Below are 18400 nucleotides of genomic sequence, written 5' to 3'. Positions count from 1 at the left end.
CCCTCAGGCCGTCCCGTTTCTTCCGCAGGAGATTGAAGTCCCATGGCTGAGATTCTCGTCTACGTCGACCACGTCGACGGAGCCGTCCGCAAGCCCACCCTGGAGCTGCTCACCCTGGCGCGCCGCCTCGGCGAGCCCGTCGCCGTCGCCCTGGGCAACGGCGCCGCCGACACCGCCGCGGCCCTCGCCGAGCACGGTGCCACCCGCGTCCTGACCGCCGACGCCCCCGAGTTCGGCGACTACCTCGTCGTCCCGAAGGTCGACGCCCTCCAGGCCGCGTACGACGCCGTCTCCCCGGCCGCCGTGCTCGTCCCGTCCTCCGCCGAGGGCAAGGAGATCGCCGCCCGTCTCGCGGTGCGCATCGGCTCCGGCATCATCACCGACGCCGTCGACCTGGAGGCCGGTGCCGAGGGTCCGGTCGCGACGCAGTCCGCGTTCGCCGCCTCCTTCTCCACCAAGTCCCGTGTCTCCAAGGGCACCCCGGTCATCACGGTCAAGCCGAACTCGGCCGCCGTGGAGGCCGCCCCGGCCGCCGGCGCCGTCGAGGCGCTCGCCGTCTCCTTCTCGGCGCAGGCCACCGGCACCAAGGTCGTCGCCCGCACCCCGCGCGAGTCGACCGGCCGCCCGGAGCTGACCGAGGCCGCGATCGTGGTCTCCGGCGGCCGCGGCGTCAACGGTGCCGAGAACTTCGCGATCATCGAGGCGCTCGCCGACTCCCTCGGTGCCGCCGTCGGCGCCTCCCGCGCCGCCGTCGACGCCGGCTGGTACCCGCACTCCAACCAGGTCGGCCAGACCGGCAAGTCCGTCTCGCCGCAGCTGTACATCGCCTCCGGCATCTCCGGTGCGATCCAGCACCGCGCGGGCATGCAGACCTCGAAGACCATCGTGGCCATCAACAAGGACGCCGAGGCCCCGATCTTCGACCTGGTCGACTACGGCGTCGTCGGCGACCTGTTCGACGTCGTGCCGCAGCTGACGGACGAGGTCAAGGCCCGCAAGGGCTAAGAGGTGAGGGCCGACCGGGTGACCGGTTGACCTGCGGTTCTTTTACGGTCCGGGGGCCGCGTGGTGATCTTCACCGCGCGGCCCCCGGTCGTTTCGGACACCCATTGACGCGGGTCCCGGCGGGCCATTAACTTCGCTATACGGATTGTTGATTCCGTGCAGCGGAAAACAGGAGGATGTGGGATGGGTCAGCAGGAGAAGGTGTCGACGAGCCTCGCGGGCGCGGTCAGCGAGGAGATCAGCGCTTCCCTCACCGCCGTGGACGCCGAGCTGGACCGGCGCTACCCGGGAGACCCCGGCACCCGCCAGCCCGTCCACACCGTCTACGTGCCCGGCAACCTCTTCGACGCCGGAACCATCCGCTCCTGGGGCGACCAGGCCCTCGCCGCCCTCGACGAGCACGCCCCCGACGCCGCCACCTTCGCCGGCGTCCTCGGGCTCTCCGACGACCTCGCCGAGGACGTCTACGGCCGCGTCCGCGCCAAGCTGGAGCGCGAGCCCGTCGAGGACCTCCGCGTCGACTTCGAGGACGGCTACGGCGGCACGGACGAGGACCACGATGCCGCCCGCGCCGCGCGGATCATCACCGAGGCCTACGCGGACCTCAGTGCCGCCCCGTACATGGGCATCCGGATGAAGTGCATGGAGGCCGCCGTACGCGACCGCGGCATCCGCACCACCGACGTCTTCCTCACCGGCCTCATGGAGAACGGCGGCCTGCCCGACGGGCTCGTCCTCACCCTCCCCAAGGTCACCTACCCCGAGCAGGTCACCGCCTTCGTCCGGCTCCTCGAAGCCTTCGAGAAGGCCCACAGCCTCGACGCCGGCCGGCTCGGCTTCGAGATCCAGATCGAGACCAGCCAGTCCATCCTCGCCGCCGACGGCACCGCCGCCGTCGCCCGCATGATCGACACCGCCGAGGGCCGCGCCACCGGCCTCCACTACGGCACCTTCGACTACAGCGCCTGCCTCGGCATCTCCGCCGCCTACCAGGCCAGCGACCACCCCGCCGCCGACCACGCCAAGGCGATCATGCAGGTCGCCGCCGCCGGCACCGGCGTACGCGTCTCCGACGGCTCCACCAACGTCCTCCCCGTCGGCCCCACCGCCCACGTCCACGAGGCGTGGAAGCTGCACTACGGGCTCACCCGCCGCGCCCTGTCCCGCGCCTACTACCAGGGCTGGGACATGCACCCGGGTCACATCCCCACCCGTTACGCCGCCGTCTTCGCCTTCTACCGCGAAGGCTACGAGACCGCCGCCAAGCGCCTCTCCGCCTACGCCAACCACGCGGGCGGCGACGTCATGGACGAGCCCGCCACCGCCAAGGCGCTCAGTTCCTACCTGCTGCGCGGCATCGACTGCGGCGCCCTCGACACCGCGGAGGTCGACGCCCTCACCGGTCTCACCCGCGCCGACCTCGACCGTTTCGCCTCCCCGCGCCGCGGCGATCTCACGGCTCAGGCGCAGTAAACGTCACTTTCGCGCCAACTGCCCCGTACCCTGTACGAGTTCACAAGTTCGACAGGGAACGGGGCAGCGGTGTCATCGGGGGAGAACGGGCGGCTCGCGGGCCGCTACAGAATCGTGCGCAGGCTCGGCCGCGGCGGCATGGGCGTCGTCTGGCAGGCCGTCGACGAAGTCCTCGGCCGCGAAGTGGCCGTCAAGGAACTGCGCACCTACACGGACACCGCGGCGCCCGAGCTCGACGCCATGCGCCTGCGCATGCAGCGGGAGGCCCGTGCCGCCGCCCGGGTCCGGCACCCCGGAGTGGTCGCCGTCCACGACGTCACCGAGCACGAGGGCCGGCCGGTCATCGTCATGGAGCTCGTCGACGGCCCCTCTCTCGACGACGTCCTCGCCGCCCAAGGCCCCCTCGACCCCGTCGAGGCCGCCCGCATCGGTGCCCGCGTCCTGGAGGCGCTGGCCGCCGCGCACGAGGCCGGCGTGCTGCACCGGGACGTCAAGCCCGGCAACATCCTGCTCGACCGCTCCGGCCGGGTCCTCCTCACCGACTTCGGCATCGCCACCATCGAGGACCCCGGCGACGGCTCCGCCGCCCGCCTCACCCGCAGCGGCGAGATCGTCGGCTCCCTCGACTACCTCTCCCCGGAACGCGCCCGCGGCGCCGCCCCCGGGCCCGCCGCCGACGTGTGGGCGCTCGGCGCCACCCTGTACGCGGCGGTCGAAGGGGCCGTGCCCTTCCGGCGTACGTCCACCTGGTCCACCCTCGCGGCCATCGTCACCGACCCCCTTCCGGACCCGGTCCGGTCCGGCGTCCTGACGCCGGTGCTCCTCCGGCTGCTGTGCAAGGACCCGGAGGGGCGGCCCTCCGCGCGGGAGGCGGCGGGGATGCTGGCGGAGGTCGTGGCGGGGGCGGAGGGTGCCGCCGGGGCCGCGGTGGAGGCCGGCGGCGAGGGTGTGGCTGCCGCTGCGGCTGCCGGTACGCCCGTGGCTGAGTCCGTGTCTGTGCCCGGGTCCGTGCCCGTGCCCGTGCCCGTGCCCCCGCCTGTCGCCGAGCCCGTGGCGGCGAGTGGGTCCGCGGCCGCGGACGCGCCCGGCGCCGAGGCCCTGCCGGCGCCCGTGCCCGTACCCATGTCCGTGTCCGCACCTGTGCCTGCCGCCGTGCCCGTGCCCATGGGTTCCTTCGGGCCACCCGCCCCGCCGTTGGGTGAGGCGGCCGCCCCGCCCGGGCGGGGCGGGGCCGGCGGGCGTGCGCGTGAGCGGCGCCGCAGGCGGGGGGTCGTCGCCGCCGCCGTGGCCGGGGTGGTCCTCGTCGGCGGCGGCATCACCTACGGCGCGATCGACCGGACGTCGGGCGGTGCCGCGGCGGCCGGTGACCAGCCCGCCCAGGGGGCCACGGGGGAGCCCGGGCGGGTGCTGGACGGCCGCGCCGACGTGCCGCGGAGCAGCGGGTCCGCCACGGGCCCGGCCACGAGGTCGCCCGGGCCCGGCGAGAGCGCCACGCCGAGCGGAGGCGGCTCGGCCACGGGCGACGTACCCCCGGGGAAGAGCGCCGGCGCGTCCCCCGGTGCCACCGGGGCGGCGCCCGCCCCGAGCAAGGGCGGTGGCGGTGGCGGTGCCGCGGCCACCGCCGGTGCCGGGCCGACCATCGCCGCCCCGGCCACCACCACCCCGCCCGTCGCCTCCGGGTGCACCGCGTCCGGGTCCTCCGCCACCTGCCAGGTGGTGCGGACGGCCACGAGCACGAGGTACGACGGCGGTGAGATGGGGACCGTGGGCGCGGGACCGCAGGAGTTCTTCTGCCAGGTGGATCTCGATCACAGCGAGACCTACGGGGGGCGCAGCAGCCGCTGGTGGGCCCGGACCGACGACGACAGCGGCAACACCAACGTCTACGTCAGCGTGCTGCACCTGAAGGGCGGTTCGGGCGGCGGTCCCGTCGAGGGGCTGCGGATCTGCTAGGCGGCCGGAGCGGGGCTCGCGGCCACGCCCCCTTCCCGTCGGCCTGTCAGCTGTCCCTCGGTGGCGCGATCTCGCCCGAGCCCCGGGGGATCAGCGTCGTGCGGATCACCACCGTGGTGGGGGGCTCCTCGACGCCGTCCAGGCGGCGGAAGAGGCGTTCCGCGGCCGTGCGGCCCAGCGCGGCCGCGTCCTGGGCGATGACGGTGATCCCGAGGAGGTCGGCCAGCTCGATGTCGTCGAAGCCGACCAGGGCGACCGGCGTCTCGCGCGCCGCGAGGGTCCGCACGGCCGTCACCGTCACGCGGTTGTTGCCGGCGAACAGGGCCGTGACCGCGTTCGGACCGGACAACATCGCCTCGACCGCCTGGGCGACCCGGTCCGGTTCGGTCGGGCCGAGGGAGATCCACTCCTCGGCCACCTCCAGGCCCGCGTCCTCCATGGCCGCCCGGTAGCCGCGGAGGCGCTCCGTGGCCGTGTGGATGCGGGGGCGGTCGCCGATGAAGCCGATGCGGCGGTGGCCGTGGGCGATCAGGTGGGCCACGCCCTGGCGGGCGCCGCCGTGGCTGTCGGAGAGGACGGCGTCCGCGTCGATGCGTCCCGCCGGGCGGTCGACGAAGACGGTGGCGACGCCCGCCTGGATCTCCGGCTCCAGGTAACGGTGGTCGGAGCCCGCCGGGATGACGATGAGCCCGTCGACCCGCCGCGCGCACAGCGCGAGCGCCAGCTCCTGCTCGCGGTCCGGGTCCTCCGCGCTGGAGCCGTTGATGAGCAGCGCCCCGTGGGCTCGGGCGACCTCCTCGACGGCGCGGCTGAGGGGGCCGTAGAACGGGTCGGCCAGGTCCTCCAGGACCAGTCCCACGGATGCCGTACGCCCCTTGCGCAGCACCCGCGCGCTGTCGTTGCGGCGGAAACCGAGGGAGTCGATGGCCTCCTGGACGCGCCGCTCGGTGTCGGGCGTGACCCCGGGCTCGCCGTTGACGACGCGGGAGACGGTCTTCAGGCCGACGCCCGCGCGGGCGGCGACGTCCTTCATCGTGGGCCGATTGCCGTAGCGGTGCTCGGGGCGGCGGGCGGTGTCGGCCACGGTGTGCGGTTCCTCCGTCGTGTGTTCCGATCTCGTCGCTGTCGAGCATAGGGCCTGGACAACGTTGTCAGAGGTGGGGAGACTGTAGATCGCACCCCTTGCCCCACGGAGACCCGGAGCCCATGAGCACTGACCTCGTCGTCGCCCTCGACATCGGCGGCACCAAGATCGCCGGTGCGCTGGTCGACGGAGCCGGCCGGATCCTCGTACGGGCGCAGCGGCCCACGCCCGCGCGGGAGGACGGCGAGACGGTCGTGCGCGCGGTCGAGGCCGTCCTCGACGAGCTGGCCCGCTCCCCGCTCTGGGACTCGGCCGGGGCCGTCGGCATCGGCAGCGCGGGGCCCGTCGACGCCTCCGCGGGCACGGTCAGCCCGGTCAACGTGCCCGGGTGGCGGGACTTCCCCCTGGTCGAGCGGGTCCACCGGGCGACCGGCGGACGTCCGGTCACGTTGGTGGGCGACGGCGTCGCCATGACGGCCGCCGAGCACTGGATGGGCGCCGCGCGGGGCCACGACAACGCGCTGTGCCTGGTCGTCTCGACCGGCGTGGGCGGCGGGCTGGTCCTGAACGGGCGGGTCCACCCCGGCCCCACCGGCAACGCCGGGCACATCGGCCACATCAGCGTCGACCTCGACGGCGACCCATGCGCCTGCGGCGGGCGCGGCTGTGTCGAACGGATCGCCAGCGGCCCCCACATCGCCCGCCGCGCCCTGGCCGACGGCTGGCGCCCCGGGCCCGACGGCGACTCCTCCGCCGCCGCGGTGGCCGCCGCGGCCCGAGCCGGCGACCCCGTGGCCGTCGCCTCCTTCGAACGGGCCGCCCAGGCCCTCGCGGCCGGCATCGCCGCCACCGCCAGCCTGGTCGAGATCGACATCGCCGTCGTCGGCGGGGGAGTGGCGGGAGCGGGCGAGGTCCTGTTCGCTCCGCTCCGCCGCAGCCTGCGCTCCTACGCCACGCTCTCGTTCGTGGATGGCCTCGCCGTCGTCCCCGCGCTCACCGGGACCGACGCGGGGCTGCTCGGGGCTGCGGCGGCCGTGCCCCGCCCGAAGGAGGGCCCGCGGCTGACCTGACGGGCGGCCCGCCGCCGTCCTGACGGGTGCCCCCGGCCCCGTACCGGGTGCGTGCTCCGCGCCCGGGCCGGCTCCCGGCCCTCCCGAGGGGTTTCCGTGGCAGGGTGGTGCGGGCAAGCCACAGGGGGCATACGAAGAGGGGGAACCGTGATCGTCTGGATCAACGGTGCGTTCGGCGCGGGGAAGACAAGCACCGCGCGCGAGCTGGTCGATCTGATCCCGAACAGCACCCTGTACGACCCGGAGCTCGTCGGCGGCGGCCTGAGCCTGCTGCTTCCGCAGAAACGGCTCGCGGAGGTCGACGACTTCCAGGACCTGCCGATCTGGCGCCGACTCGTCGTGGACACCGCGGCCGCGCTGCTCGCCGAGGTCGGCGGGGTGCTCGTGGTCCCCATGACCCTGCTGCGGCAGGAGTACCGGGACGAGATCTTCGGCGCGCTCGCGGCCCGCCGCATCGAGGTGCGGCATGTCGTCCTCACCCCGGACGAAACGATCCTGCGCGAGCGGATCGACACCCGCCGCGAACACCCCGACGACCCCGACGCCGAGGACCGGACCCGCCGTTGGTGCCACCGGCACATCGAGCCGTACCGCGCCGCGCTCCACGGCTGGCTCGGCGACGACGCCTACGCCGTCGACAACGGCGCGCGCACCTCGGCCGAGGCCGCGCGGACCGTCGCCGACGCCGTCGCCGCCGGGCTCGCCGCCCCCTGCGGCATCGTCCAGACCCCCGAACCCACCGGCGAGACCCTCGCCGCGGGCGTCCTGCTCTTCGACGAGCAGGATCGTTTCCTCCTCGTCGACCCCACGTACAAGCCCGGTTGGGAGTTCCCCGGCGGCGTCGTCGAACCCGGCGAGCCGCCCGCCCGCGCCGGCATGCGCGAGGTCGCCGAGGAGATCGGACTCGAACTCAAGGCCGTACCGCGGCTGCTGCTCGTCGACTGGGAGCGCCCCCAGCCGCCCGGATTCGGCGGCCTGCGCCTCCTGTTCGACGGCGGCCGGCTGTCCGCCGCCGACGCCGACCGGCTCCTCCTGCCCGGCGCCGAGCTCCGCGCCTGGCGCTTCGTCACCGAGGAGGAGGCGGCGGACCTGCTGCCCCCGGTCCGCTACCGCCGCCTCCGCTGGGCCCTGCGCGCCCGGGAACGCGGCACCGTCCTCAACCTGGAGGCCGGGGACCCGGTCGGCTGAGGGGAGTCGCCCGTTCACGAGCGGCTGCTCCTCCTTGAGCGGCTGCTCCTCTCTGAGCGGCCGCTGCCCCCGCGGCGACAGCCTCGGCGGTGACGACCCTCAGCGCCGGCCGAACCGGGCGGCGATCCGTTCGGCCACGAAGCAGAACTCCTCCGGCATCCCCGGTGCCGCCGGCTGCTCCACGAGCGCGATCTCCACGCCCGCACGCAGCACGCGCAACAAGGGGCCGTCCGCCTCGGCGCGCACCTCGTGCCACGGATGCGCCCACACCAGGTCCTCGCCCTTCCAGAACTGCAGGTGCCGGGTGGTCGTGTGCAACTGGTACGGAGCGTTCTCCGGGGAGACCATGCCGCTCCGCGGCGGCGCGGGACACCGCCACACCCCGTAGACGTTGAGCACGGTCTCGTGAGGCTCCAGCGAGTCCTTCTGCGCCCGGTCCTCGCGCCCGTGCCGCACCCCCGCCAGGACGCCGACCGTGACGCCCAGGGCCACGAAGGGGCCCACGACCCACCACGGGAAACCCGTGTCGAGCCCCTGGACCGCCGTGCCCGCGCCACCGATCCCTCCGCCGATCGCCCCGCCGAGGATCCCCGCCCGGCGCAACCGCCGGGTGCGCGCCGCCGCGCCTTCCGCGGCCACCTCGGCACCGACCTCTGCCATGCGTCCCCCCGAGAGCACTCGTCCGCCCCGTCGCGGGCCGGACCGGGGGAGAGGACGGTGACCGACGTGCCGGTGGTTCCCTCCGTCGGAGCGCCTCAGGCGGCTGCCTTCCTGAGCTGTTCGGCGGTGTCGTCCGTGACCGGGTCGCCGTGGCCGCAGCACAGCACCGACGGCTCCAGCTCCGCCAGCCGCCGCATCGACTCCCTTGCCCGCTCCCGGTCCACGTGGAAGACGCCGAAGGACACGCCCTGGACCGTGGCCACCGTGTCGCCGGTGAACAGCACCCCGTGGCGCGGGAGATGGACCGCGAGGGAACCAGGGGTGTGCCCCGGGGTGTGCAGCGCCACCGCGCCGTCGCCGAAGCCCAGCTCCTCGCCGTCGGCGACCTCCCGGTCCACCCGGGTGGGCGGGGCCTCCGGCACGGTCAGCCCGTGCGCGTACAGGGGCAGCTCCCAGTCGAGCAGGTCCGGCTCCGGTACCGGGCGTTCGCCCCGGATCACCGGGGCGTCCAGCGCGTGCGCCAGGATCTCGGCGCCGAAGCGGTCGGCCAGTTCCTGCGCCGCCCCCACGTGGTCGCGGTGGCAGTGGGTGAGCACGATCCGGCGGATCCGGGCCGGGTCGAGGCCCGCGCCGCGCAGCGCCGCCTCGATGCCGTCCGCCGCGCCCGTCCACCCGGCGTCGACGAGGGTCAGCTCGGTGCCGTCCCGCCACACGTACGCCTGGCCGACGGGCAGGCGCAGCATGTGCAGCTGGGGGGTGAGCTCGACGAGCTCGACGAGCCGGGCGTCGTGATCGCCCGCGCCGGGGGCGGGGTGCGGGTGGTCCACGTGCTCCGTGTGCTCTGCGTGCTCTCCGTGCCCTGTGTGCTCTGCGTGGTCTACGTGCTCTGCGTCGCTCATACGGCGAACGTACGGAAGGGAGTACGCCCACCGCACGCGTGTACGCTCTGGGCGAGTTACGCCCAGAGCGTCATGTCGCTTGTCGGGTCCTGGATCAACCCTGCTTGGAAGCCGCGTAGTTCAGCAGGAAGTGCGCCTCCGCCACCGACAGGCGCTCCAGCTCCTGCGGCGACACCGACTCGTTCACCGCGTGGATCTGGGCCTCCGGCTCGCTCAGGCCGATGAGCAGGATCTCCGACTCCGGGTACATCGCGGCCAGCGTGTTGCACAGCGGGATCGAGCCGCCCATGCCGGCCGTCTGCATTTCCTCGCCGGGGTACGCGATCCGCATCGCCTCCGCCATCGAGGTGTACGCCGGGCTCGACGTGTCCGCCTGGAACGGCTGACCCTGGCCGACCTGCTCCATGCTCACCCGGGCGTTCCACGGGGTGTGCTTCTCGATGTGCGCGAACAGCAGCTCGGTCGCCTTCACGGCGTCCTGGCCGGGCGGCACCCGCAGGCTGAGCTGCGCGCGGGCGGTCGAGGGGATCGACGGCGTGGCACCGGCCACGGGGTGCGCGTCGATGCCGATGACGGTCACCGCGGGCCGCGCCCAGATCCGGTCGGCGACGGTGCCGACGCCCGGCAGCTCCACCCCGTCCAGCACCTTGGCGTCCTTGCGGAAGTCGGCCTCCGGGTACTGCAGCCCCTCCCACACGGCGTCCGCGGGCAGCCCGTCGATCACGGTCGCGCCGGTCTCGTCGCGCAGCGAGTCCATGACGCGGATCAGCGCGGCGAGCGCGTCCGGCGCGGCACCGCCGAACTGGCCCGAGTGCAGGTTGCCCTGGAGCGTCTCGATGGTGACCCGGATCATCGTCATGCCGCGCAGCGTCGCCGTCACGGTCGGCAGGCCGACCCGGAAGTTGCCCGCGTCGCCGATGACGATCGCGTCGGCGGCCAGCAGCTCCGGGTGCGCCTCCGCGTACCGCTCCAGGCCGCCGGTGCCCTGCTCCTCCGAACCCTCCACGATCACCTTGACCGTGACCGGGATCCCGCCGTTCGCCTTGAGGGCGCGCAGCGCCAGCAGGTGCATGATGAAGCCGCCCTTGCAGTCGGCCGCGCCGCGCCCGTACCAGCGCCCGTCCGCCCGCTCGGTCAGCTCGAACGGCGGGGTCACCCAGGCGGACTCGACCAGCATCGGCTGCACGTCGTAGTGCGCGTACAGGAGGACGGTCGGGGAACCGGCCGGGCCGGGCAGCACGCCGTACACGGACTGCGAGCCGTCCGGGGTGTCGAGCAGCGCCACCTCCTGGAAGCCCTCGGTACGCAGCGCGTCGGCCACCCAGTTCGCGGCTGCCTCGCACTCGCTGCGCGGGGCGACGGCCTCGTCCGCGACCGACTGGAAGGCCACCAGCTCCGTCAGCTCCGCCTTGGCGCGGGGCATCAGGGACGCAATGGTCTCGGCGATCGGATTCGCGGTCATGGGCACGCTCCTGGTGGGTGCGACGTTGTGACGTGGTGAGCTCGTTCGGCGTGTATCGGTTGTACGACGAACGCATGGCCGATCCTACGGCGCGGGTCGGCCCGGGGCGGCGCGGTCCGGCCCGGCTACCGGGCCGTAGGATGCGTACAGAGCAGGCACCACCGGTCGGATCAGGAGCAGAAGCACATCGTGAGCAGCGAGAACGCAGACGCCGGAGCGGCGGAGTCCGGCGTGGCCGGAGCGGGGTCGGTGGGTCCGGACGGGGGGCCGCCCGTGGTCTGGGACGTGGTCGTGGTGGGTGCTGGACCCGCCGGAGCCTCCGCGGCGTACGCGGCGGCCGTCGCCGGCCGTCGGGTGCTGCTCCTGGAGAAGGCCGAGCTCCCCCGTTACAAGACCTGCGGCGGAGGCATCATCGGCCCGTCGCGCGACGCGCTGCCGCCCGGCTTCGAACTGCCGCTGCAGGACCGGGTCAAGGCCGTCACCTTCTCGCACAACGGGCGCTTCGCCCGCACCCGCCGCTCGCGCCGCATGCTGTTCGGGCTGATCAACCGGCCCGAGTTCGACGCCCAGCTCGTCGAGCACGCGCAGAAGGCGGGCGCCGAGCTGCGCACCGGAGCCACCGTCAGCCGCGTCGAGCAGCACGGGCAGTCCGTGCCGGACCGCCGCACGGTCGCCGTCGTCCTCGCCGACGGCGAGACCGTCCTCGCCCGCGCCGTCGTGGGCGCCGACGGAAGCGCCAGCCGGATAGGGGCGCACGTCGGCGTGAAGCTGGGTCAGGTCGACCTCGGCCTGGAGTCCGAGATCCCCGTCCCGCCGTCGGTCGCCGAGGACTGGAAGGGACGCGTCCTCATCGACTGGGGCCCGCTGCCGGGCAGTTACGGCTGGGTGTTCCCCAAGGGCGACACGCTGACCGTCGGCGTCATCTCGGCGCGCGGGGAGGGTGCCGCCACCAAGCGCTACCTGGAGGACTTCGTCGCCCGGCTGGGCCTCGCGGGCTTCGAACCGGCCGTCTCCTCCGGTCATCTGACCCGCTGCCGCACGGACGACTCGCCGCTGTCCCGCGGCCGGGTTCTGGTCTGCGGCGACGCGGCCGGTCTCCTCGAACCGTGGACCCGGGAGGGCATCTCCTTCGCGCTGCGCTCCGGCCGGCTCGCCGGCGAGTGGGCGGTCCGGGTCGCCGAGGCGGGCGACGCCGTGGACGCGCGGCGGCAGGCGCTGAACTACGCCTTCGCCATCAAGGCCGGCCTCGGCGTCGAGATGGCCGTCGGCCGCCGGATGTTGGCGCTGTTCGAGCGGCGCCCGGGTCTGCTGCACGCGACCATAACGGGACTGCGCCCCGCGTGGAACGCCTTCGCCGACATCACGCGCGGCTCGGCCACCCTGGGCGGCATGGTCCGTGGCAACGGTCTGGCGCGGCGCGCGCTCGACCTGCTGGACCGCCGCATGGACACCGAGTCGGGTGTGGGTCCGGCGGGACGGGGTGTCGCCTCCCGCAAGGACGAGGATTCCGTGCCGGAGGGGCCGGCGCAGGACGCCGCCCCCGCCGCCGGGGTGGAGCCGGGCGAGCGCGGTGCCTCGGACGGCACCCAGGTGCCCGAGGTCTCCTGAGGCGCGTGTGAGAGGCGGCCGGGTCCGGTCCTGACGGATCGGCAGACGGCGGTACGAGGGCGGTACGGAGCGGATCCGTGCCGCCCTCACTTCGTGACGGTGATGCGGAAGACGGGGTGGTCGGGGGCGGCGGCCGCCAGCTCCGCGTCCGTGGACTGCGCGGTCACGCCCTGGAAGTACTGGTTGACCTCCCAGCCCCAGCGCTGGAGATAGCCACGCAGCACCTCCGGCTTCTCGGCGTCCGTCACCTCGACGGCGGTGAAGGGGCGCACCTTGCGGCCGACCCGCAGTTCGCCGCCGCCGGCCGCCCGCATGTTGCGGACCCACTGGGAGTGGCCGCGGGCCGAGACCAGGTACTGGGTGCCCCCGTGCTCGTACGGGTTGACCGGGATGCGCTGCATCCGGCCGCTCTTGCGGCCCCGCACGGAGAGCTCGGCGGAGCCGAGGAGGCTGACGCCGTGGCGGGCCAGCCAGCCGACGAGGCCGTTGAAGCGGATGGCGAGGGGGCTGCCCTGGAGGTAGTACGGCTGGGGCTGGGGCTGCGAGGACGGCATCGAAGGCTCCTGTGGGGTCCGGGATCGGCGTCCCGGGAGGCGTGTCCGGGAGGCGGGATCGGAGGGGGATCTGAAGCGGTGCTCCGTTTCGTGAGCACTGCTCTCGCTTGACACCAGTGTGCACGGATCGGCGCTCCAAAGCAAGAGCGGTGCTCTCGTTTCGGTGCGGTGCTCCGAAACGTGGCAGACTGCTCACCATGACCCCCGTTCAAGGAGCCCGCGCCCGCGCCCGCATCGAGATCACCGCGGCCATCAAGGACGAGGCCCGCACCCAGCTCGCCGCCGAGGGCGCCGCCAAGCTCTCCCTGCGCGCCGTCGCCCGCGAGCTCGGCATGGTGTCCTCCGCGCTGTACCGCTACTTCCCCAGCCGCGACGACCTCCTCACCGCCCTCATCGTCGACGCCTACGACGCCGTCGGCGCCGCGGCCGAACAGGCCGACGCCGCCACGGCGGCCACCGCCCCCGCCGACCACCTCGCCCGGTGGACCGCCGTCTGCCGCGCCGTCCGGGCCTGGGCCGTCGCCCACCCGCACGAGTACGCCCTCATCTACGGCTCCCCGGTCCCCGGCTACTCCGCCCCCCAGGACACCGTCGGCCCCGCCGCCCGCGTCGGCCTCGTCCTCGTCTCCCTCGCCCGCGCCGCGTACCAGGGCCCGGGCATCGCCCTGCCGCCCCTCGCGCCCGCGCTGCGCCCCGAGGCCGAGCGGCTCGCCGCCGAGCTGACCCCCGATCTGCCGCCCGCCCTCGCTACCGCCCTCGTCGCCGCGTGGGCCCAGCTCTTCGGGCTGATCTCCTTCGAGCTCTTCGGCCAGTTCCACCGGGTCGTCGAGGACCGGGAGGCCTTCTTCGCCGCCGCCGCCGAGCGCCTCGGCCGCGAGGTGGGGCTGCTGCCCGCGGTCTGACGCCGAGGCGGGACGCCCGTACTCCCCCGGGAGTACGGGTGAGCACCCCGCCCGGCGGACGCCCCCGCGCCCCGGCCCCGTCTAGCGTGGCGCCATGGACGCGCATCCGACGAGCAGACCCGGCCACGGCGGCCCGCCGTGGCCGCGCCCCTGGCAGTGGGCGGCACACGGACCGGGCGCCGGACCGCCCTGGCGCTCGACCCTCGTCGTCACCGTGTTCGTCATGGTCGGCACGGGCTTCGCCACCCGCAACCAGCCCGACCGGCTCGCCCTCGACGCCCTCGGCCGCGCCCTGCTCCTGCTCGCCTGCGCCCCGCTGCTCCTGCGTCACCGCCACCCCGTCCCGGTGGTGTTCGGCGTGTCGGCGGTCACCCTCGGGTACCTGGCGGCGGGTTACGCGTACGGCCCGGTCTTCGCCGCCGTCGCGGTGGCCTGCTTCGCCGCCGTCGTGCACGGGCACCGGCGGGCCGCCTGGTGGGCGCTCGGGATCCTGTGGGCCGGCCACCTGCTGCTCGCGCACTGGCTCTACCGTTGGCTGCCGCCCGGCGGCGACGGCCCCGCCCCCTGGGGCCAGGAACTCCCGGTCGCCGCCTTCGCCGTCGCGATCCTCGCCGCCTCCGAACTCGCCCGGGTCCGCCGTGAGCAGTGGGCGAAGGAACGTGCCGAGCGGGCCGCCGTCGAACGCCGCAGGGCCGACGAGGAACGCCTGCGGATCGCCCGCGAGCTCCATGACGTCCTCGCCCACTCCCTCTCGGTCATCAACGTCCAGGCCGGCGTCGGGCTCGCCCTCCTCGACGCCGACCCGGCCCAGGCCCGTACCGCCCTCACCACCATCAAGGCGGCCAGCAAGGAGGCCCTCGGCGAGGTGCGGCAGGTCCTCGACACCCTGCGCGCCCCCGGCGACGCGCCCCGCGCCCCGGCCCCCGGCCTGGACCGCCTGCCCGAACTCGTCGAACAGGCCGCGGCCGCGGGTCTCACCGTGCGGACCCGGGTCGAGGGACGCCGCAGACGCCTGCCGCCCGGCACGGAGCTGGCCGCCTTCCGCATCGTGCAGGAGGCGCTGACCAACGTCGTGCGCCACTCCGGATCGCGCACCGCCGAGGTCGTCCTCGGGTACGGCCCGGACGCCCTCGCCCTGTGCGTCGACGACGCGGGCCCGGCCACCGGCGGCGACGCGGGCGGCAGCGGCAACGGACTCGCCGGGATGCGGGAGCGGGCCGCCGCGCTCGGTGGCACGATCGAGGCGGGCACCCGGCCGGACGGCGGCTTCCGGGTGCGCGCCACCCTTCCCGTACGCCCCGAGGAGCCCTCGTGATCCGTGTCGTGCTCGCCGACGACCAGTCGCTCGTCCGGGCGGGCTTCCGCGCCCTCCTGGACGCCCAGCCGGACATCGAGGTGGCGGGCGAGGCCGCCGACGGCGAGGAGGCCGTCGCCCGGGTGCGCGAACTGCGCCCGGACGTCGTCCTGATGGACATCCGGATGCCGCACCTCGACGGCCTCGCCGCCACCCGTCTGATCACCGGCGACCCGGAGCTCGGCGCGGTCCGGGTGGTCATGCTGACCACGTTCGAGCTCGACGAGTACGTCTTCGAGGCGATCCGCTCCGGCGCCTCCGGCTTCCTGGTGAAGGACACCGAGCCGGAGGAGCTGCTGCGGGCCGTGCGCGCGGTGGTGGACGGCGACGCGCTGCTGTCGCCGGGGGTGACGCGGCGGCTCATCGAGGAGTTCGCGGCCCGCTCCAAGCCGCCGGCGCGGGCCGCCGGACTCGACGAACTCACCGAGCGCGAGCGCGAGGTGATGGCGCTGGTCGGCATCGGCCTGTCCAACGACGAGATCGCCCGCCGCCTGGTGGTCAGCCCGCTCACCGCCAAGACCCACGTGAGCCGCACGATGGTGAAGCTGGGCGCCCGCGACCGGGCCCAACTCGTCGTCCTCGCCTACGAGTCGGGACTGGTCCGACCGGGCTGGCTCGGCTGAGCCGCCGTAGCTCAGCCGACGGCCGAGCGCTCCCGCCACAGCCGGGCCAGGCCGGCGTCGCCGGTGACGGTCACGGCCTCGTACGGGAGGCGGTTCCACAGCGTCAGGTAGAGCCGGTCGGCGGGCCCGCTCAGCTCGCAGTCGGCCGGACCGTCCGCGCCGGTCTCCGTCCGCGGCACCTCCGGCGACAGGTGGACGGTCCACGCGTCACCGCCGTCGGTGGTGCGGATCCGCAGGGTGCGCGGCCGGTCGGTGCGGACCCGGCTGCGGTCGCGGCCGTGGAAACCGCGCAGCAGCTCGTCGATCCCGTCCGCGGCGATGACGGGGTCGACCGGGCCGGGCGCGGCGGCGAGCGCGGACTCGGCGTCGGCGCGGTGCACGGTCGTCTCGTGGGTCTGCCGCCGCGCCCAGAACGCGCGGGGCGAGGGGGCCGGCATGAAGGTCCAGCACTCCAGGTCCTCGGGGGCGTCGCGGAGGGCCTCGACGAGCCGGGCGTGGCCCTCGCGGGTGTACGCGAGGAGCGCGTCGCCGTCCAGGTGGTCGGGCTCCCCGCCGAAGGGCAGGTACGCGGTGTGGCCCTCGGCGACGAGCCTGGTGGCCCAGTGGTGGACCGCCGTGGTGTGCCGCAGCAGGTCCCGCACCCGCCAACCCGGACAGGTGGGGACCTCGGCGTCGGGTCCGGCCGCCGCGGCGGCTTCCAGGAGTGCCCTGCCCGCCGCGTCGAGCGCGTCGATGTGCGTGTCGGTGCTCAGGATGTCCATGCCGCGGATTATGGCGCGCGGTGGATCACGCTGTCCGGGCCCGGTCGTGCGGACGGCGGACGGTCCGGTACAGCAGCCCGATGAGGAAGGAGTGGATCAGGGCGGCGACCAGCAGCAGCGCCTCGACGAGCCAGGCCGGCGGACCCTCCGACTCCGGGCCGGCGGCGAGCATCAGCGGCAGGGTGAGGAGCTCGCCGGTCGGCAGTGTCAGCACGAAGAGCCAGATCCCGGCGAAGCCCGGATCGCCCTGGATCCAGGTGGCGTAGGCGAGGAAGAGCGCCGCGGCCGCCACCAGGCCGAGGTACGCGAGCGAGGCGGGGTTGCCGAAGGTGAGCCGGAGCACGGAGCGAAGGCGGCCGGTGGCCATGGAGCTCTCCTCAAGACGACGGCCGCGCTCCCTGTCGGCGCGGACCCGTCCCCGAAGTGTGCTCGGCGGGCCCGGCCGACGCCTGAGTAGGGCTACTCAACTCACCCCGTGCATCCGGTTGTTCCGGGTCGCGTACCCCATGGCGGCCGCACCGGCGGCGAGCAGGGCGACGGTGGTGAGCGCCACGGGCAGGGTGAACCAGTCGGCGAGGAAGCCGATGGACGGCGGGCCGAGCAGCATGCCGCCGTAGCCCAGGGTGGAGGCGGTCGCGACCCCGCTCGGGCCCGCGAGCGCGCCGGCGCGGGCGACGGCGACGGGGAAGATGTTGGCGAGGCCGAGCCCGGTGACGGCGAAGCCGAGCAGCGCCGCCCACACGGTCGGCGCGAGCGCCCCGAGCAGCATGCCCGCGGCCGCGGTGAGCCCGCCGACGACGAGCGTACGGGTCTGCCCGAGCCGTTCCAGGAGGGCCGTACCGGACAGGCGTCCGGCCGTCATGGTCAGCGCGAACAGCGAGTACCCGGCGGCGGCCACGCCGGGATGCGCGTCCAGGTCCTGCGCCAGGTGCAGCGCGCCCCAGTCGGCCAGCGCGCCCTCCCCGTACGCCGTGCACAGCGCGATCACGCCGAAGACGAGCACGGCCCTGCGGGCCCCGGCGGGGCGGGCGGTGGAGGTGTTCGCGGCGCCCGGCCGGTTCGCGGGGAGTGTCTCCGGAGGGGCGGGGGACGGGTGGCGCAGCAGCACGGGGCCGGCGGCGGCGGTCAGGAGCAGTCCGACGACGGTGAGGCCGAGCAGGTGCGCGGTGGGCGACAGGCTGCCGGCGACGAGCCCGCCGAGCCCGGCCCCGACCATGCCGCCGAGGCTGAAGGCGGCGTGGAAGCTCGGCATCACGGGCCTGCGGAGCGCGGCGACGAGGTCGACGGCGGCGCTGTTCATGGCCACGTTGATCCCGCCGTACGCGGCGCCGAACACGAGCAGGACGAGGCCGAGCGCGAGCGGGGAGCGGGTGAGGGGCGGCAGGGCCAGGGAGAGCGAGAGCAGGACGGCGGTGACGACGGTCACGGGGTGGCTGCCGTAGCGGCGGCAGAGGCGCCCGGTGAGCGTCATCGTGACGACGGCGCCCGCGGAGACGCCGAGCAGCGCGAGCCCGAGGTCGCCGGCGGAGGCGCCGGTCTGCTGCTTGATGGCGGGGATGCGGACCACCCAGCCGGCGAAGAGGAAGCCGTCGAGGGCGAAGAAGAGGGTCAGGGCGGAGCGGAGGCGGGACAGGGGGAGGGGAGCGGTGTCTCCGCCGGGGCCCCCTGAGACGGCCGTCCGTACTTTGTTCAGTAGCGGCACAAACTCAGGATAGGGGTCGGACGGCCCTGGATTCAACACGGGCGGCGAGAGGACGCCGCGGCACTTCCGGCCGGGACGGCGGGCGGGACCCGGCCAAAGGGA

17 protein-coding genes are annotated in these 18400 nt (G+C 74.7%); 9 read left to right on the top strand and 8 right to left on the bottom strand.

Annotation, left to right across the window (positions count from 1 at the left end; all coding sequences use genetic code 11):
• Nucleotides 1–42 precede the first annotated feature (42 nt).
• The 3 genes from OG309_RS05095 to OG309_RS05085 all read left to right on the top strand — a co-directional run bounded on the left by OG309_RS05095 (nt 43) and on the right by OG309_RS05085 (nt 4431).
• Nucleotides 43–1005, top strand: coding sequence for an electron transfer flavoprotein subunit alpha/FixB family protein (locus tag OG309_RS05095; protein WP_329418519.1), 963 nt, complete (start codon nt 43–45; stop codon nt 1003–1005).
• A 183-nt stretch (nt 1006–1188) separates the two neighbouring features.
• Nucleotides 1189–2478, top strand: coding sequence for a DUF6986 family protein (locus OG309_RS05090; RefSeq protein ID WP_329418518.1), 1290 nt, complete (start codon nt 1189–1191; stop codon nt 2476–2478).
• A gap of 69 nt (nt 2479–2547) precedes the next feature.
• Nucleotides 2548–4431: a serine/threonine-protein kinase gene (locus OG309_RS05085; protein ID WP_329418517.1), complete on the top strand. Its 1884-nt coding sequence runs from the start codon at nt 2548–2550 to the stop codon at nt 4429–4431.
• A 46-nt stretch (nt 4432–4477) separates the two neighbouring features.
• On the opposite strand, the gene OG309_RS05080 is transcribed toward OG309_RS05085, so the two are convergent.
• Nucleotides 4478–5515, bottom strand: a complete 1038-nt coding sequence (locus OG309_RS05080) for a LacI family DNA-binding transcriptional regulator (protein ID WP_329418516.1) — start codon at nt 5513–5515, stop codon at nt 4478–4480.
• A gap of 122 nt (nt 5516–5637) precedes the next feature.
• Between OG309_RS05080 and OG309_RS05075 the strand changes: the two genes are divergently transcribed.
• Together OG309_RS05075 and OG309_RS05070 are read left to right on the top strand one after the other, a co-directional pair.
• Nucleotides 5638–6585, top strand: a complete 948-nt coding sequence (locus OG309_RS05075) for an ROK family protein (RefSeq protein WP_329418515.1) — start codon at nt 5638–5640, stop codon at nt 6583–6585.
• 147 nt (nt 6586–6732) lie between these two features.
• The gene (locus OG309_RS05070; protein WP_329418514.1) at nt 6733–7773 is read left to right on the top strand and encodes an NUDIX hydrolase; all 1041 of its coding nucleotides are present in this window, start codon (nt 6733–6735) and stop codon (nt 7771–7773) included.
• Nucleotides 7774–7872: 99 nt separating this feature from the next.
• Here OG309_RS05070 and OG309_RS05065 read toward each other — a convergent pair whose 3' ends face one another.
• The 3 genes from OG309_RS05065 to OG309_RS05055 all read right to left on the bottom strand — a co-directional run bounded on the left by OG309_RS05065 (nt 7873) and on the right by OG309_RS05055 (nt 10794).
• Entirely contained in the window at nt 7873–8433 is a 561-nt protein-coding gene (locus OG309_RS05065) for a hypothetical protein (RefSeq protein ID WP_329418513.1), read from the bottom strand.
• Nucleotides 8434–8528: 95 nt separating this feature from the next.
• Nucleotides 8529–9176 (bottom strand): MBL fold metallo-hydrolase, encoded by a 648-nt coding sequence (locus tag OG309_RS05060; protein ID WP_329428142.1) that lies wholly within the window; start codon nt 9174–9176, stop codon nt 8529–8531.
• 250 nt (nt 9177–9426) lie between these two features.
• Nucleotides 9427–10794, bottom strand: a complete 1368-nt coding sequence (locus OG309_RS05055) for a dipeptidase (protein ID WP_329418512.1) — start codon at nt 10792–10794, stop codon at nt 9427–9429.
• Between the two features lie 189 nt (nt 10795–10983).
• Here OG309_RS05055 and OG309_RS05050 point away from each other — a divergent pair, with 189 nt between their 5' ends.
• Nucleotides 10984–12402, top strand: coding sequence for a geranylgeranyl reductase family protein (locus OG309_RS05050; RefSeq protein ID WP_402545105.1), 1419 nt, complete (start codon nt 10984–10986; stop codon nt 12400–12402).
• Between the two features lie 86 nt (nt 12403–12488).
• Here the strand turns inward: OG309_RS05050 and OG309_RS05045 are convergent, their stop codons facing one another.
• Entirely contained in the window at nt 12489–12956 is a 468-nt protein-coding gene (locus OG309_RS05045; protein ID WP_329418511.1) for a nitroreductase family deazaflavin-dependent oxidoreductase, read from the bottom strand.
• Nucleotides 12957–13153: 197 nt separating this feature from the next.
• Here OG309_RS05045 and OG309_RS05040 point away from each other — a divergent pair, with 197 nt between their 5' ends.
• The 3 genes from OG309_RS05040 to OG309_RS05030 all read left to right on the top strand — a co-directional run bounded on the left by OG309_RS05040 (nt 13154) and on the right by OG309_RS05030 (nt 15835).
• Nucleotides 13154–13858, top strand: a complete 705-nt coding sequence (locus OG309_RS05040) for a TetR/AcrR family transcriptional regulator (RefSeq protein WP_329418510.1) — start codon at nt 13154–13156, stop codon at nt 13856–13858.
• Between the two features lie 94 nt (nt 13859–13952).
• Entirely contained in the window at nt 13953–15173 is a 1221-nt protein-coding gene (locus tag OG309_RS05035) for a sensor histidine kinase (protein WP_443067541.1), read from the top strand.
• Nucleotides 15170–15835: a response regulator transcription factor gene (locus OG309_RS05030; RefSeq protein ID WP_329418509.1), complete on the top strand. Its 666-nt coding sequence runs from the start codon at nt 15170–15172 to the stop codon at nt 15833–15835. The genes OG309_RS05035 and OG309_RS05030 overlap by 4 nt, the downstream gene beginning before the upstream one ends.
• Before the next feature lie 11 nt (nt 15836–15846).
• Here OG309_RS05030 and OG309_RS05025 read toward each other — a convergent pair whose 3' ends face one another.
• The 3 genes from OG309_RS05025 to OG309_RS05015 form a co-directional block, all read right to left on the bottom strand.
• A complete protein-coding gene (locus tag OG309_RS05025; RefSeq protein WP_443067626.1) occupies nt 15847–16587 on the bottom strand; it encodes a maleylpyruvate isomerase family mycothiol-dependent enzyme in 741 nt (246 codons plus the stop codon).
• Nucleotides 16588–16621: 34 nt separating this feature from the next.
• The gene (locus OG309_RS05020; RefSeq protein WP_329418507.1) at nt 16622–16963 is read right to left on the bottom strand and encodes an SCO4225 family membrane protein; all 342 of its coding nucleotides are present in this window, start codon (nt 16961–16963) and stop codon (nt 16622–16624) included.
• Nucleotides 16964–17059: 96 nt separating this feature from the next.
• The gene (locus OG309_RS05015; RefSeq protein ID WP_329418506.1) at nt 17060–18298 is read right to left on the bottom strand and encodes an MFS transporter; all 1239 of its coding nucleotides are present in this window, start codon (nt 18296–18298) and stop codon (nt 17060–17062) included.
• Nucleotides 18299–18400 lie beyond the last annotated feature (102 nt).

The sequence above is a fragment of the Streptomyces sp. NBC_01268 genome, assembly GCF_036240795.1.
Lineage (GTDB): Bacteria > Actinomycetota > Actinomycetes > Streptomycetales > Streptomycetaceae > Streptomyces.
The sequence above is the reverse complement of the archived record's forward strand: the minus strand, read 5'-3'. Positions and strand labels throughout refer to the sequence as shown.